The sequence below is a fragment of the Lactobacillus delbrueckii subsp. jakobsenii ZN7a-9 = DSM 26046 genome (genome assembly GCF_001888925.1).
Lineage (GTDB): Bacteria > Bacillota > Bacilli > Lactobacillales > Lactobacillaceae > Lactobacillus > Lactobacillus delbrueckii.
Map to the genome: position 1 here is coordinate 448313 of NZ_CP018218.1, position 14403 is coordinate 462715.

15 protein-coding genes are annotated in these 14403 nt (G+C 46.4%); 9 read left to right on the forward strand and 6 right to left on the reverse strand.

Annotated features, from left to right (window positions below):
- Positions 1 to 34: 34 nt before the first annotated feature.
- From LJ046_RS02420 to LJ046_RS02455, 8 genes are all read left to right on the forward strand, one after another.
- A complete protein-coding gene (locus LJ046_RS02420; RefSeq protein WP_002879600.1) occupies positions 35 to 1120 on the forward strand; it encodes an ABC transporter ATP-binding protein in 1086 nt (361 codons plus the stop codon).
- The gene (locus LJ046_RS02425) at positions 1120 to 1986 is read left to right on the forward strand and encodes a carbohydrate ABC transporter permease (RefSeq protein WP_002879599.1); all 867 of its coding nucleotides are present in this window, start codon (positions 1120 to 1122) and stop codon (positions 1984 to 1986) included. The genes LJ046_RS02420 and LJ046_RS02425 overlap by 1 nt, the downstream gene beginning before the upstream one ends.
- A gap of 3 nt (positions 1987 to 1989) precedes the next feature.
- Complete coding sequence (locus tag LJ046_RS02430; RefSeq protein WP_002879598.1) at positions 1990 to 2814, forward strand: carbohydrate ABC transporter permease; 825 nt, start codon at positions 1990 to 1992, stop codon at positions 2812 to 2814.
- Positions 2798 to 4099, forward strand: coding sequence for an MBL fold metallo-hydrolase (locus tag LJ046_RS02435; RefSeq protein ID WP_002879597.1), 1302 nt, complete (start codon positions 2798 to 2800; stop codon positions 4097 to 4099). The genes LJ046_RS02430 and LJ046_RS02435 overlap by 17 nt, the downstream gene beginning before the upstream one ends.
- Before the next feature lie 52 nt (positions 4100 to 4151).
- Positions 4152 to 5447 (forward strand): extracellular solute-binding protein, encoded by a 1296-nt coding sequence (locus LJ046_RS02440; protein WP_035176757.1) that lies wholly within the window; start codon positions 4152 to 4154, stop codon positions 5445 to 5447.
- A gap of 124 nt (positions 5448 to 5571) precedes the next feature.
- Positions 5572 to 6033, forward strand: coding sequence for a DUF4430 domain-containing protein (locus tag LJ046_RS02445; RefSeq protein WP_002879595.1), 462 nt, complete (start codon positions 5572 to 5574; stop codon positions 6031 to 6033).
- A 1-nt stretch (position 6034) separates the two neighbouring features.
- Positions 6035 to 6583 carry an ECF transporter S component gene (locus LJ046_RS02450; protein ID WP_002879592.1) on the forward strand — a complete coding sequence of 183 codons (549 nt, stop codon included), beginning with the start codon at positions 6035 to 6037 and terminating at the stop codon, positions 6581 to 6583.
- A complete protein-coding gene (locus tag LJ046_RS02455; RefSeq protein ID WP_002879589.1) occupies positions 6576 to 7139 on the forward strand; it encodes a cob(I)yrinic acid a,c-diamide adenosyltransferase in 564 nt (187 codons plus the stop codon). The genes LJ046_RS02450 and LJ046_RS02455 overlap by 8 nt, the downstream gene beginning before the upstream one ends.
- A 257-nt stretch (positions 7140 to 7396) precedes the next feature.
- On the opposite strand, the gene LJ046_RS02460 is transcribed toward LJ046_RS02455, so the two are convergent.
- On the reverse strand, positions 7397 to 8398 hold the full coding sequence (locus tag LJ046_RS02460) for a D-2-hydroxyacid dehydrogenase (protein WP_002879588.1): 1002 nt from the start codon (positions 8396 to 8398) through the stop codon (positions 7397 to 7399).
- A gap of 290 nt (positions 8399 to 8688) precedes the next feature.
- Entirely contained in the window at positions 8689 to 10086 is a 1398-nt protein-coding gene (locus LJ046_RS02465; RefSeq protein ID WP_002879587.1) for an FAD-binding oxidoreductase, read from the reverse strand.
- Positions 10087 to 10275: 189 nt separating this feature from the next.
- Between LJ046_RS02465 and LJ046_RS02470 the strand changes: the two genes are divergently transcribed.
- Positions 10276 to 10707 (forward strand): peptide deformylase, encoded by a 432-nt coding sequence (locus tag LJ046_RS02470; RefSeq protein WP_002879586.1) that lies wholly within the window; start codon positions 10276 to 10278, stop codon positions 10705 to 10707.
- Between the two features lie 44 nt (positions 10708 to 10751).
- Here LJ046_RS02470 and LJ046_RS02475 read toward each other — a convergent pair whose 3' ends face one another.
- From LJ046_RS02475 to LJ046_RS02485, 4 genes are all read right to left on the reverse strand, one after another.
- Positions 10752 to 11633: a MetQ/NlpA family ABC transporter substrate-binding protein gene (locus LJ046_RS02475; protein ID WP_002879585.1), complete on the reverse strand. Its 882-nt coding sequence runs from the start codon at positions 11631 to 11633 to the stop codon at positions 10752 to 10754.
- Positions 11634 to 11658: 25 nt separating this feature from the next.
- Positions 11659 to 12138, reverse strand: coding sequence for an S-ribosylhomocysteine lyase (locus LJ046_RS02480; RefSeq protein WP_002879583.1), 480 nt, complete (start codon positions 12136 to 12138; stop codon positions 11659 to 11661).
- 411 nt (positions 12139 to 12549) lie between these two features.
- Positions 12550 to 12705 (reverse strand): hypothetical protein, encoded by a 156-nt coding sequence (locus tag LJ046_RS09965; protein ID WP_002879582.1) that lies wholly within the window; start codon positions 12703 to 12705, stop codon positions 12550 to 12552.
- 20 nt (positions 12706 to 12725) lie between these two features.
- Complete coding sequence (locus LJ046_RS02485) at positions 12726 to 14321, reverse strand: acyl-CoA dehydrogenase family protein (RefSeq protein WP_002879581.1); 1596 nt, start codon at positions 14319 to 14321, stop codon at positions 12726 to 12728.
- Positions 14322 to 14403 lie beyond the last annotated feature (82 nt).

Below are 14403 nucleotides of genomic sequence, written 5' to 3' on the forward strand. Positions count from 1 at the left end.
GCGAAAATTATCAAGATATTGTGGTGTGTAACTAATGAATGATGAAAATTTTGTTCAAGTAAAGAATCTACGCAAGGTTTATGAAAACGGCCATGAAGCAATCAAGGACGTTAGTTTTTCCGTTAAAAAAGGCGATCTGGTCTGCTTATTAGGCCCTTCCGGCTGTGGAAAGACGACCATTTTGAATATGCTGGCCGGTCTTCTTACACCAACTAGCGGTGACATTTTATTTGATGGCAAGTCGGTAGTAAAAACCGCGCCTAAGGATCGGCAAATCGGTTATGTTTTCCAGAACTATGCCCTATATCCGCATATGACTGTCTTGCAAAACATTATGTTTCCATTAACGGTCGGCAAGAATAAGCGTCCTAAGGCTGAAGCTGAAAAGGTTGCTAGAAAGTACATGAATTTAACGCAGATTGATGAATTTGCGGATCAAAAACCTGGTCTGCTTTCCGGTGGTCAACAGCAGCGTGTAGCGATTGCCCGTGCCTTGGTGCAAGAACCTAAGATCTTGCTTATGGATGAACCATTGAGTAATTTGGATGCTCGTCTGCGGTTAAAGATTCGTGAAGAAATTCGTTCATTAGTCAAAAAAGTTGGCATTACGACTTTATTTGTTACACATGATCAAGAAGAAGCTTTGTCGATCGGCGATAAGATCATTCTGTTCAATGACGGCGTGATTCAACAAGATGATTTGGTTCAAAACTTCTACTTGGAACCAAATAATTACTTTGTTGCTAACTTTGTTGGCAATCCAGTAATTGACAACTTCTCGGTTGAAGTCAAAGATGGTAAAGTTACTGGCTCAGATTTTGAAATTGCAGTCAATGATTTGAAACAAGACCGTTTTAAGCATGAATTAAAAGATGGCAAATATGTTTTGTCAGTTAGACCTGAAAATATTTTGCCAGCTGAAAGTGGAAACGTTAAGGTCACAATTCAAGATATTGAATTGATAGGTCGTGAACGTATTTTGAAATTCAATCATGATGGCATTCAAGCTCGTTCTTTGGTTGATTTGGAAACTCCAATTAAGGCAGGAGACAATATCAACCTTAAAATGCGGCTTGATCGCATCTTCATCTTTACCCCAGAAGGGGAGCGTGTTTACTAATGAAGCAAAATCAAAAAAGGGCTTGGCTCTTTCTGGCTCCAACCATTATTTTTGTAACGGGCTTTAGTATTTTCCCAATTTTGCGGGCCTTTGTTATGAGTTTTCAAGGTGGACCGTTAATTGCCTTGGATTGGACGGGCTTTAGCAATTATCAGTATATTTTCAAAGATCCCGAGTTCTGGACGGCAATCAAGAACACTATTATTTATGCTTTGGTTTCTGTACCAGTAGCTTTAGCGATCTCGATTATGCTGGCTTGGTTGATTTTCAGTAAGGCGAAGAGAAAGTCGTTCTTTGAAACTACTTTCTTCATGCCATATGTTACAAGTACGATTGCGATCGGTATTGTCTTTCGCTATATTTTCAATGGTGACTATGGTTTGCTCAACTTCGTTTTGAAAGCGTTGCATTTGCCTGCACCTAACTGGATTGATGATCCTTCAATGTCATTAACGACGATCATTATTTTTGGTGTTTGGACAAGCTTGGCTTTTAACATTGTTATCTTGATGGGTGCCTTGAGAAATATTGATCCTAACTATTACACGATTGCTGATATGTATGGGGCAAGCGGTACCGAAAAGTTTTGGCGGATTACTATGCCGCAGTTGATTCCAACGATCGCTTTCTTATTAACGATGAATATTATCGCAGCCTTCAAAGTTTATACTTCAGTATATGCCTTGTTCAATGGGCAAGCCGGCGTCGGCAACTCTGCGACGACTGCAGTGTTCTACATCTATAACAAATTCCAGATTGTTGGTACGCCAGGTGTAGCGATGGCTGCCACTGTTGTGTTATTTTTGATCATTTTGTTTATTACTTTCTTGCAGCGCAAGATGATGAAAAAGATTGGAGGGCAGTAAAAGATGAAAAAGATTCGCTGGGGCAGATTATTTGCCTATTTGATTTTGACTTTCTTTGCAATTATTACTGTCTTTCCTTTCATTTATATGATTTTGGGTGGATTAATGAGTTTCCAAGAAACAACAACGATTCCGCCAACAATCATTCCAAAAAATCCACAATGGGGCAACTATGCTAGTGTTTTTGCGCAGGCTCCATTTGCACGCTATTTCTTAAACACCTTCATTACTACGAGTGTAACGACAATTGTTAGTTTGTTCAACGCGATATTAGGTGCCTTTGCAATGGTTAACCTTCATTTTAAAGGCAAGAACTTCGTTCAAATCGTTTTGCTGTCATTGCTGATGGTTCCTGGTGAAGCAATAATTTTCACCAACTACAATACTGTTGCAAAGATGGGCCTTCTTAACACTTACCTCGGTTTGATATTGCCATTCCTTACTTCAATTTTCTACATGTACTACTTGCAGAGCTATTTTGGCGCTATTTCAAGAACAATTTATAAGGCTGCCAAAATTGACGGTGTATCTGACTGGGAATATATTTGGAAAATTTTAGTCCCAATGTCACGGGGTGGTTTATTCACTGTTGGTTTGTTAAGCTTTATTTCTGGCTGGAATTCATTCCTATGGCCATTGTTGGTAACTAATGAAGACAGTATGCGGCTTCTTAACAACGGATTAACTAATTTCGCTTCTGATGCCGGTAGTGAAACCCAATTGCAATTAGCTGCTGCTACTTTGACAGTTTTGCCAATTTTAGTTCTTTACTTCATTTTTAGAAAACAAATTATTCGCGGAGTAGTTCGTAATGACCTTAAGGGATAAAACAACCGTTACTTTTTATAATGGCTTGACCACAATTGGCGGACCTATGATTGAAGTTGCCTATAATGATTCACACGTTTTGTTTGATTTAGGCGAGGTATATCGTCCTGAACTCGGTTTGAGTATGGACGATGAAGATTATCAGACTTTGATTAAGTACCAATTGATTGGTGAAGTTCCTGATTTTTATGATGAAAAAATCACGGGCAAAGCAATTGATACCAAGCGTTGGAAACATAGTGCAGCTTATATTTCTCACCTGCATCTGGATCATAGCAAGGCTTTAAATCTGCTTTCACCAACGATTCCATTGTATGCCGGCCCAATTACGGCTCACTTGCTGCCAGCATTAAATGAAAAAGGCGATTTTCTTTTGCCAGCAGCCGGTCATGAAAAAGGCTACACTCGTCCAATCATCGCGGCTGAATATAAAAAGCCGATTAAGGTTGGCGAGATCACAATGGAAATTTGGCCAAGCGATCACGATGCATATGGCGCTACCGGTCTAATTGTTAAAACCCCGGATAAAAAAATTTCATTCACTGGTGATATTCGTTTGCATGGCTATCATCCGGATTGGGTACATGAATTCTTAGCTGCTTCAAAGGGTGCAGATCTTTTCATCACTGAAGCAACTGGCAGTTCATGGCCTGAAAGAAAGAATGAAAAGCAAAGTGAGGAATTTACCGGGATTAACAATGAAGATGAATTGACACAAGAAGTTGTTCGTCTTCAAAAAGCTAATCCAAAACGGCAAATTACTTTTAACACCTACCCAACCAATGTTGAAAGATTGCTTAGAATTATTTCTGATTCACCACGGAAAGTTGTTTTGCATGCAAAACGGGCTCATTTGTTGCATAAGAGTCTGGGTAAAGAATTTCCGTACTATTACTTGCCAGAGGAGCCGAAGTTCGCTGATCTGAATCCAGAACCGGAAGTTTCTTATCAAGATCTTCTTAACGATGATCACGAATTCCTTTGGCAAGCTGTTGCTGACTTTGATCAGTTGATGGAAGGCGGATTGTATATCCATTCTAATGCTGAGCCACTTGGTGATTTCGACCCAGCATACAAGTCTTTTGTCGAAAATTTTGCTAAACATAATGTGGAATATAAAGCTCTGCGTTGTTCTGGCCACGCAGATGAGGGGGAGTTACAAGAAATCATCAGCGAGGTTCAACCAGCTATTTTAGTACCAGTGCACACATTGCATCCGGAGCTGGTCGAGAACCCATATGGAAAACGGATTTTACCTAAGCGTGGTCAAAGCATCACGCTTTAGTGAATCAATAAAATTTGTTGTTTAGTTTTATTTTTGGGGAGGATTAATCCAAATGAAGTTTAGTAAGAAACTTGCTGTGTTGGCTGCTGCCGGTTTGGCATTAATGGGAACAGCTGCTTGTTCTAATGGCAATAGCTCATCTAGCTCAAGCAAGATTCCATCAAAGATTACCAAGAAGACAACAGTTGTTTTTTGGCATGGTATGGTAGGAGTACAACAATCAACTTTGCAAAAGTTGACTAAGGAATTCGAAAAGAAGAATCCAAATATTACCGTTAAGCTTGAAAGTCAAGGTACTTACATAGATTTGCAAGCCAAGATCAACTCAACTTTGCAATCACCAAACAATTTGCCTACAATTACGCAAGCTTACCCAGGTTGGCTTTGGAATGCCGCTAAGAATAAGATGCTTGTAAACTTGACACCTTACATCAACAACAAGAATGTTGGTTGGGGCAGTGCTAAGGCTTCAGACATTAGGTCCGAACTGTTGAAGGGCGCTCAAATTCAAGGAACTCAATATGGTATTCCATTTAACAAGTCCATTGAAACTTTAACTTATAACAAAGACATGTTTAAGAAATACGGCATTAAGAAGGTTCCAACCACTATGGCCGAACTTAAATCTGTTTCTGAAACTATTTACAAGAAGAGTCACCACAAGGTAGTAGGTGCTGGTTTTGATTCACTTTCCAACTACTACATTTTAGGTATGAAGAATGCCGGCGTTGACTTCTCAAGCAAGATCAACTTCAGTGGTTCAACTTCAAAGAGCGTTATCAACTACTACGCAGATGGTATCAAGAAGGGCTACTTCAGAGTTGCCGGTTCAGAAGGATACTTATCAGGTCCATTTGCTAACGAAAAAGTTGCCATGTTTATTGGTACTTCCGCAGGTGAAGGCTTCGTTAAGCAAGGTGTAGGCAAGAAGTTTACTTATGATGTTGCTGCTCGTCCAGGCAAATACAACATGCAACAAGGTACAGACATTTACATGTTCAACCACGCAACTGCTGAACAAAAGGCGGCTGCATTTAAGTACATTAAGTTCTTGGTATCTAAGTCAAGCCAACTTAAGTGGGCTAACGCAACTGGCTACATTCCAGTTAACAACTCAGTAATTAATTCTGCAGCATACAAGTCCAACACTTCACTTAAGCTTCCAGCTAAGCTTTCAACTGTTATGAAGCACTTGTACAGCGTTCCTGTAGAAAAGAACTCAAACGCAGCCTATGGTCAATTGAACAGTATTATGCAAACTATTCTTTCTGCAGCTCAAAAGCACCAAAATGTTAATAACGCAATTAACGAAGGTAAGCAAAAGTTTGATGCTGCTTGGAAACAATAAAACTAAATAGCGATTTAATGGCTCTTTGTCAAATCCTGTTGATGAAGAGTAAATGATTAGGATTAAGCAATTAATAAATTGCAATTGGCGAAAAAACTAAAATAAAAAACGGGAGAAACAAAAGATGAAAAAGAAGATTTTAGCAGTCGTAGTTGCCTTGGCAGCCTTCGTGGGCCTTTTTGCCAGCCAGCCAGTCCAAAAGCAAAGTATTCAAGCAGCCAAAACCACTAAAACGGCTAAGAAGACTACTAAGAAGACTACTAAGAAGGCCAAGACTAAGCAAATCAGAGTGACCTACACTTTGAAGGACACGACTAAGGCCAAGAACAAGCAAACCCTGGCTAAGAAGACCTTCAAGGTCAAGAAGGGGACGACTGTCTTCACTGTTTTGAAGAAGGCCTGGAAAGTCAACTACACTAAGTCTTCATATGGTGTCTTCATTACCAAGATCAAAGGCCTGGGCAATGAAAAGAAGAAGCTCTACTGGACTTACACCGTTGATGGCAAGATGCCCATGGTGGCAGCTGACAAGCAAAAGCTGACTAAGAACAAGTCCAATGTTGTCTTCACTTTGAAGAAATACTAAAATGCAGACCAAGGAACGCTACCAGCTGCAAAGGCTGACCCTGCTGGCCTTGCTGACTGCGATGTGCGTGGTTTTGCGGATCTTTAAAATCATCGATATCCCCAATGTCCAGCCGGTGACCGACATTATCATGCTGACGACGCTGGAACTGGGGGCAGGGACGGGGATTCTCCTGGCCATTTTGGTCATGGTGATCTCTAATATCTTCCTGGGGTTTGGCATTTGGACCTTGCCGCAGATTTTTGCCTACGCGGCCTGCGCTTTGACCGTGGCGTTATTTGCCAGGCTTTTGCCGCTGAAAAGCCGGAAATTATTCTGGCTGCAGGAGCTCCTGGCCGGCTTTCTGGGCCTGGAATACGGCTTCTTCGTCAGCCTGGGCATGGCTGGCTGGGGCGGCTGGGCAGCCTTCATTGCCTACTGGGTCAGTGGCCTGACCTTTGACTTGTATCATGCTGCCGGCAACCTGGCCTTTTATCCTATCCTTTATCTGCCATTGGTTTTGGGCCTGGACCGGTTTAAAAAGAAAGTAGGGTGGAAGCAAAATGCTTAAAGTCTACACTAAAGTCGGTGACCAGGGGAAAACCAAGCAGGTGACCGGCAAGATGGTCGCCAAATACGACCCGCAGATCCAGACACTGGGAGCTCTCGATGAGCTGCAGTCCTGGCTGGGGGTTACGGTGGCCAACCTTTCTCCGGCCTGCCAGGGCCTGGAAGAAAAGCTGATCAAGCTGGAGCGGGAAATGTATGAATTGCAGGCTGACCTGGTAGTCAAGCGGCACCATACGATTACCTTGGCTGAAGTGACTTACATGGAAGAGCAAATCGATGCCTGGACGGAAGAATTGCCGGAAATGAAGGAATTCATCCTGCCGGGCGGCTCAAAGACCAGCGCCAACCTCCAGTATGCCCGGGCACTGGCCCGGACCAGCGAGCGGGTCTGCGTGCTGTACGCGGACGAAAGCGGGGAGGTCAAGAGCGACAGCCTCAAGTACCTGAACCGCCTGTCAGACTATCTGTTCGTCATGGCCCGCTACGCCAACCTTTTGGAGGGCGTGGCTGATGTCAAGAGCAAACCCGCCCGGCCGCGGCGGCGTCCGAAAAAATAAGCTAGCAAATCAAAAAGTGTTGGATGACTTTGAGAGCAAGCATCCAACACTTTTTCTTTTACAGTTACTTTCAGTATATTCTACTCCAAAAATAAGCAAGCAAAAACCCGCGGGTGAGAAGGCCCCGCGGGTTTTCGTTTTAGCTTTTAATGGATAAGTTTAAAAGTATGTGTTTGTAAAGTAATGTAAGTAATTTTTAAGTAGATTGTTGTAAGAAAATCTGTAAGTTTTAAAAAAGGGATTTCTAAGCGGCTAGATTAGCCAACCTTAACTGGAGTTTCAGCTTCCTTGCCTTCAACCAATTCAAGGTTGTTGTCGAAGGCCTTAATTACCATGTTGCGAACAGCGTGAGTAGTGTAGAAAGCAGTGTGTGGAGTTACCAGAACGTTTGGACGAGCGATCAAGTCAGCTAAACGTGCGTCTGGGAATTCCTTGCCTTCCCAGTCTTCGTTGAAGACGCCAACTTCACCTTCGTAAACGTCCATTGCGTAACCGAAGATCTTGCCTGAGTCCAAACCACGGATAACCGCGTCAGTGTCAACCAATGGACCACGTGATACGTTAACGATAACTACGTCTTGCTTCATTTTAGCGATTGACTTGTCGTTGATCATGTGAACGTTAGCTGGAACGTCAGGAACGTGCAGGGAAATAACGTCAGCTTGCTTGTACAGGTCGTCAAGTGAGTCTACGTAGTAGCCCTTCTTTTCCAATTCTGGGTTGCGGAAGATGTCGTAAGCGATAACCTTAGCGCCGAAGCCTTCCATGATTTGCATGAAGACTTGACCGATGTGGCCAGTACCTACAACACCAACAACTTGGTCGCGAACTTCACGGCCGATAGTTGGTGCCCAACGCAAGTCGTGACGGGCAACCTTTTCGTCCATAGCCTTGGCTTGACGCAAGATGCGGGCAGCTTGGATAGCAGCGTGTTCCGCGATGGCGTTTGGTGAGTAAACTGGAACGTTGGTGATTTGGAAGCCAAGTTCCTTAGCCTTAGCCATGTCGATGTTGTCAACACCAACGTTACGCAGGCTCATCTTAGTGATGCCGTTGTCTGCCAAAGCTTGCAGAGTTTCAGCGGTGTAGTCAAGTTGTTGGTAAACAACAACACCGTCAGCACCCTTTGCCAAAGCAGCAGTTTCTGGGGTCAAAAGCTTGTCAGTGTATTCAACTTCGACGTCCTTGTGAGCGTCTTCCCATTCCTTCAAGAATGGCTTTTCATCTTCACGAATTGCGTAAGCAAAAATTTTAGTCATTAATTGTCCCTCCGTTATTCTTGCTCTTACATTGATAATAGTAACACAAAAAGGTGAAAGATAACACTAAAAACCAGTCACGTGAACAATATAATTTGGATGAAAGCGCTAAACATCAATATGGACAAGATGATTTTTGAAGTGAAAAAAATATCTTTCACAAAGTTGAAAATGTTTTGACTGCAGCCAGTTTATAGTAACGGAGTTTTTAAGCAAAAAGCGGCATAATATCCTCTCTTACAAGAATGTTATGCCACTTTTCTTCTATGTTATTTGCTGATTGCTGCCGCTTAATCGATCTTGCGCTTTGGATTGAGCAGGTTCATTGGGTCAAACAAGCTCTTGATCTGGTGTTGGATCCAGTCAACGTCTTCACCCAATTCAACATTGTTCCACTGGTTCTTCAACATCCCTACGGCATGTTCGCCAGAGATGGTTCCACCCAGTTCCAAGGCCTTGGTAAACATTTCGTGCAAGACGATATTGACACTTTCAGGCATTTCCTTGGCATCCTTGGACCAGGTAACGGTTGGGTGCAGGTTGCCGTCGCCAGCATGTCCGGCGGTGAAGATTTCCAATTCCGGGTACTTGTCGCTCAAAGCCTGGATCGTGTCAACCAACTCAGCCATGCGTGAAGTTGGCACGGCCATGTCTTCCATAACTGCGCTGCGACCAGTGAAGATGGCTGGTAACATGTCCTGGCGGACGCTGATAATCTTGTCTTGCTCAGCTGGGTCAGTAGCCAGCTGGACGTCGGTCACATGATACTTGTCCATAATGTTCTTGACGATTTGTTTGCCTTCATCAGAAATGGAGTCGACGCGGAAAATTAAAGCTGCGCCGCGGCCGGCCATCTCCTTGTTATCACGGAATTCGCTGACTGCCTGCAGGGTGTGGGAATCCATGGCTTCTAACATGGCAGGGTAGATCCCTGACATCCGCAGATCTTTGGTGGCTTCAGCCAAAGTGTGCATATCCTTGAAGTAGGCCAAGCCCATCAAGGATTCGCCCAAAGGCAGCGGCAGCAACTTGACCGTAATTTCCACGATCGTACCCAGCGTCCCTTCTGAGCCGACAAACAATTGAGTTAAGTTGTAGCCAAAGGCTTGCTTGCTGGTTTTGCCGCCCAGGTCAAGGAGGCGACCATCAGCTAGGACGACCTTCAAGCCCAGGACGTTGTCGCGGGTTGATCCGTAGCGAACGCCACTCAAGCCGCCGGCGTTGGTCGCGACGTTGCCGCCGATGCCTGACATTTTCTTTGAAGCTGGATCTGGAGCGTAGAAGAGCCCTTGCTTTCTCGCGGCTTGGTCAAGGTCATTGTTGATGACGCCTGGCTGAACGACGGCATAGGCATCCTCAGCGTTCAATTCCAGAATCTTGTTCATCTTGGCGGTTGAAAGAATGATGGCGTGGTCAACAGCATCAGCGCCAACAACGGTGCTGGTGAAGCGGTTCTGGGAAACAACTGGCAGGTGGAAGCGGCGGGCAGCCCGCATGACTCCCTGGACGTCAGCGATTGAGCCTGCTTCGACCAGGGCTAGAGCCAGGCCGTGCTGGCCAGGCAGGTTTTGGCTATAGGATGCGGTTTGTAAGCTGTCTTTATCAGTTTTGACGATCCCATCCTTTACTTGTTCCTGCAAAAAATCAATTATTTCGTCTGTGTTGTAGGCTGAAAAATTCAATCCCATGGTAAATTCTCCTTTTAAGCAATAGTGATTTTCACGGACACGAATGAGTGTCTTGTTATTTTATCACTAACAATTAGTAAGTGAGTTTAGTATACACCAATGCTCAGCAATTGCAAATAAATAGTTTTTGTTCCAAAATATCTTTAACCTGGTAAACTTTAGGTAAAAAGCAAAATCGAGGAAACGATAATGACAGTGCAAAAAATCATCCACGATCCCCTCAGTTTAAGCCAGCCGGCAGCTAAAGCGGCGGCCAGTGACCGGCAAGCGGCCCAGGACCTGCTGGACACCCTGCTGGCCCACCGGGAAAGCATTGACGGCCTGCCGCCCGCCGCTGGCCTGGCCGCCAACATGATTGGGGTAAACAAGGCGATTATCGCGGTCAACGCCGGCTTTTTACCTATAGTTATGCTCAATCCCAAGATCGTTAAAAGATCCGGTCACTACCTGGCAGAAGAAGGCTGCCTGTCTTTGCCTGGAGAGCGGCCGGCTGACCGCTATGAAGAAATCACGGTCAAATACCAGGATATGGACTTAAAAGAGCATGAGCAGGCCTTTACGGGCTTTGTGGCGGAAACTATCCAGCATGAGGTCGATCACTGCAAGGGTAAATTAATTTAATAAGGTAGGAAAGCAAAAAGCTGGGCCAAACGGCTCAGCTTTTTTTAATCGGTCAGGTAGGAGACCGGCTTGTTGACTTCGACCTTGGTGCCGGAGTATTTCTTGGCGATCCACTTCTGGATCTGCTTGTTATGGTAGAGCTTGCCCAGCTTCTTGTAAGGGGCATTGTTCTTGTTCTTCTTGGCAGTGGCCAGGACATTGATGTTGTTCTTGGTGCTCTGGTCGATCTTTTCGTGGTAAAGGGAGTCCTTGAGCACGTTCAAGTTGCCGGCCAGGGCGATGGTGTTGCCGATGAGGACGGCGTCGACGGACTTGATGATCCGCGGGCCAGTGGTATCATCGATCAGCTTGAACTTGAACTTCTTCGTGTTGGAAACAATGTCGTTGGTGTTGCCGCTGGCTGAGTCGAAGTTCTTCTTCAGCTTGATCAGGCCGGCGCTTTGCAAAAGCAGGAGCCCTCTGGCTTCGTTGGCGGCATTGTTGGCCAGGGCGATGGTGGCGCCTTTAGGCAGGTCGGAGAGCTTCTTGTACTTGGATGAGTAGATCCCCATTGGTTCCAGGTAGGTCGTGGCCAGGGCTACTTGCTGGCCGGTGTTGCTCTTGGACTTGTTGTAGGCTTCCAGGTAGGCCCAGGAAGCGAAAGCGCTGACATTGATGCTGCCATCGGAGGTTGCCCGCAGGAGGCTTGGCCCGTCAGTAAAAGCCTTCACCTTGATCTTGAGGCCCAGCTTTTTGGCCTGGCTGCTCTTGGCGATGTGCTGCCAGACTTGGACGTCGGGGCCGATAGAGCCGACAGTGACGGTAGTCGTCTGGCTCTTGGCCGTTTGCCGGGAAGAAGTCAGGCGCAGGGCGAAGAAGGCGGCAATGATGACGACGAGGGCGATGGCGGCGGCGATGAGCCGCTGCTGCTTTTTCTTTCTTCTCATGATTTTTGCTCCTAAAAGTTAAAAACTAGTCTTCAACCACGTGGCGGTCAAATGGGTCGTCGCTGATGCCCTTCTTCAAGATGTCGTTGCACCATTCCTGGGCGCTGAAGAGTGAGTGGTCGCGGTAGTTGCCGCAGCTTTCGATGGTGGTACCAGGCACGTCTTCCCAGGTGATATCGTCTCTGATGGCCTTGAGGGAGTCGCGCAGGGCCTTGGCTACTTCAGTGGTGCTGTGTTCACCCCAGGTAATCAAGTGGAAACCAGTCCGGCAGCCGAATGGGGAGCAGTCGATGACGCCGTCTAAGCGGTCGCGCAGGAGGCTGGCCAGGAGGTGTTCAATGGTGTGCAGGCCGCCAGTTGGGATGGCGTTTTCGTTAGGCTGCACCAGGCGGAGGTCGAAGTTGGAGATCTTGTCGCCCTTAGGGCCTTCTTCAACGGTGATCAGGCGGACGTAAGGTGCCTTAACTTTAGTGTGGTCCAATTCAAAACTTTCTACTTTAGCCATGATGATAATCTCCTTTTTTCTAAAAAATACTGCTTAACTAAATTACTTGAAAAAACGTGACAAAAAAAGTCCCTGAACGAAAATGCTTTCGCTCAGGGACGTATTAGCGTGTTACCACCCATCTTCACGGCCAAAAGAGGCCGCCTTTAAGTACGCTCCGCCTGGGCGGAGTTATACTCGGGCGCGGTATCGGGCGCCTCCCGCGGGAAGCTTGCCGGAGCTCGCCTCCCGTATGACTCAAAGACCATGTTCGCCGGGGCCTCTTCAGCGCTTTTCAGCCACCGCGCCTCTCTGAAAGAAGATTTGACCAGCTACTTATCTTTTCCTTGTCAACGTGTTTTCATTTTTTAATCATAATATAATAACGATAGCCGCTTGTCAACCTTTCGCGGCAAAAATTATCCAAGCCGGCTAATCGTCCTGGCCGCGGTTCTGCTTGGCTTCGTCCTCGCGCTTGATCTTGAGGATTAAGGGGGTCAGTTTGATTACTAGGAACTTGGCAAAGTAGTAGGCAATCACGAAGAAGATGAAGTAAAGAAAAAACCGCCAGCCGCGGTTAAATACCAACGGCTGGCGGTTATTAATTTTTAGCCCAAACGGTTGAGCAGTTCCTTCAAGAAGTCGTAAGTGCTGCCGACGTAGCGGTAGTCTGAACCTTCGAAGACGATAGCGTTCGGGTTGGTGTTGACGGAGATGATGTTTTCAGCATGGTCAACAGTAAAGGTGTATTGCGGCGCGCCGGCAATACCCAGGTTGATCAAAACTTGCGGCTTGATCTTGTGGCCGTTGACGCCGAGCTGCTGGCCACGGTTGAAGTCTGAGCCGACCATTGGTCTGGTAACCCCGATTTCAGCACCCAGCTTTTCAGCTACTTGCTTGGCCAGAGCGATAGTTTCTGGCTGGTTGGCACCACGGCCCAGAGCCAGAACGATCTTGGCCTTTGGCAGGCCGGCTGCTTGTGATGGGCTGCTTACCGCGTCAACCGCGCCGGCTGGAGTCTTGGCTGCTTCCAGAAGCGGCAGGATCTGGTCAAGGTCAGTCAAGTCAGCCTGCTTTCTTGCCACTTCCTGGCTTGGTACATCAGCCATTTCAGCATTGCTGATTTCCGTGTACATCTTTTCGATCGTGCCTTCAGCGATTTCCATGGCTCTGGCGTCTCTTACCAGGTGTTCTGGAGCAAATTCAGCGCTGTAGCCGTAGCCGCCCATGATCTGCAGGGTCAAGTCACAGGATTCAACCGCTGCCTGGCTGCCGAAGCACTTAGCCATAGCTGATTGTTCCATGTACGGCAGGCCGGCATCCTTGCGGCGGGCAGCTTCCTCGTAAACCAAACGGGTCAGTTCCTTGTTGGTCGCAATCTTGCTGATCTTGTATTGGGTAACTTGCATGTCCTTGAGCAGGGTATTGCCTGACTTGCGCTTAGCCGCGTAGTTTTTGGCAATATCAAGGGCGTGTTCCTGGATCCCGGTCAAAACGGCCCCCATCAAATAGCGGGCATCATCGTGGGCGTTGTTGGCAATTTCCAAACCTTGCCCCCGCTTGCCTAGCATGTTTTCCGGACCAACTTCTATCTGGTTCATGACAACTTCACCGCAAGGAATCCCCCGCAGGCCGATGAACTTTTCAACATAGCCGAAGGAGAAGCCTGGCATCCCCTTGTCCACGATAAAGACAGAGTATTCGTCAGGACCAGTCTTCACGTTGACTGAGTAAACTTGAGCCAGGGTCCCGTTGGTAATCATAACCTTGTCGCCGTTGATGATCCAGCGGCCGTCCTTTTCAACAGCGTAGGACTGGTGCTTGCTTGGGTCTGAGCCGCCTTCCGGTTCAGTGTTGGAGAAGCCGAGGATGGCTTGGGCACCCCAGGCAAAGTAGCGCTTCTTAGCGGCGTCAGTGCCGTACTTAGCCAGCTGGTCACAGCTCTTGTAGTGGCCTTCCAGCATTACGCCGACACTGGCGTTGGCCTTGGCCAGGATGTTGACGATCTTGCCGGCGGTTTGAGCGGAAACGTCCAGTCCGCCATATTCCTTAGGAATTTTTGCCTGCAAAAGGCCCAGGTCAACGATCTTCTGGAAAAGGCCGTTTGGCAGCTTGGCCTGGCGGTCGATCTGCAGGTCAAAAGGCGCTACGTCCTTGTCTGCCAATTGCTGAACGGCTTGCAAAAGTTTGGTTTCATTAGTCATGCTAGTATCTCATCATTCTTTTATCATATAGAGAAGCAACGTTTTTTATTTCGCACAGCCAAAAAAAAGAAAACGCTTTTAT

Excerpts from the sequence above, each read along its gene's own strand:
- LJ046_RS02445 (WP_002879595.1), top strand. The coding sequence starts at position 5,572 with ATGAAAAAGAAGATTTTAGCAGTCGTAGTTGCCTTGGCAGCCTTCGTG.
- LJ046_RS02430 (WP_002879598.1), top strand. The coding sequence starts at position 1,990 with ATGAAAAAGATTCGCTGGGGCAGATTATTTGCCTATTTGATTTTGACT.
- LJ046_RS02460 (WP_002879588.1), bottom strand. The coding sequence starts at position 8,398 with ATGACTAAAATTTTTGCTTACGCAATTCGTGAAGATGAAAAGCCATTC.
- LJ046_RS02455 (WP_002879589.1), top strand. The coding sequence starts at position 6,576 with ATGCTTAAAGTCTACACTAAAGTCGGTGACCAGGGGAAAACCAAGCAG.
- LJ046_RS02485 (WP_002879581.1), bottom strand. The coding sequence starts at position 14,321 with ATGACTAATGAAACCAAACTTTTGCAAGCCGTTCAGCAATTGGCAGAC.
- LJ046_RS02420 (WP_002879600.1), top strand. The coding sequence starts at position 35 with ATGAATGATGAAAATTTTGTTCAAGTAAAGAATCTACGCAAGGTTTAT.
- LJ046_RS02480 (WP_002879583.1), bottom strand. The coding sequence starts at position 12,138 with ATGGCTAAAGTAGAAAGTTTTGAATTGGACCACACTAAAGTTAAGGCA.
- LJ046_RS02435 (WP_002879597.1), top strand. The coding sequence starts at position 2,798 with ATGACCTTAAGGGATAAAACAACCGTTACTTTTTATAATGGCTTGACC.
- LJ046_RS02475 (WP_002879585.1), bottom strand. The coding sequence starts at position 11,633 with ATGAGAAGAAAGAAAAAGCAGCAGCGGCTCATCGCCGCCGCCATCGCC.
- LJ046_RS02470 (WP_002879586.1), top strand. The coding sequence starts at position 10,276 with ATGACAGTGCAAAAAATCATCCACGATCCCCTCAGTTTAAGCCAGCCG.
- LJ046_RS02465 (WP_002879587.1), bottom strand. The coding sequence starts at position 10,086 with ATGGGATTGAATTTTTCAGCCTACAACACAGACGAAATAATTGATTTT.
- LJ046_RS02450 (WP_002879592.1), top strand. The coding sequence starts at position 6,035 with ATGCAGACCAAGGAACGCTACCAGCTGCAAAGGCTGACCCTGCTGGCC.
- LJ046_RS02425 (WP_002879599.1), top strand. The coding sequence starts at position 1,120 with ATGAAGCAAAATCAAAAAAGGGCTTGGCTCTTTCTGGCTCCAACCATT.
- LJ046_RS02440 (WP_035176757.1), top strand. The coding sequence starts at position 4,152 with ATGAAGTTTAGTAAGAAACTTGCTGTGTTGGCTGCTGCCGGTTTGGCA.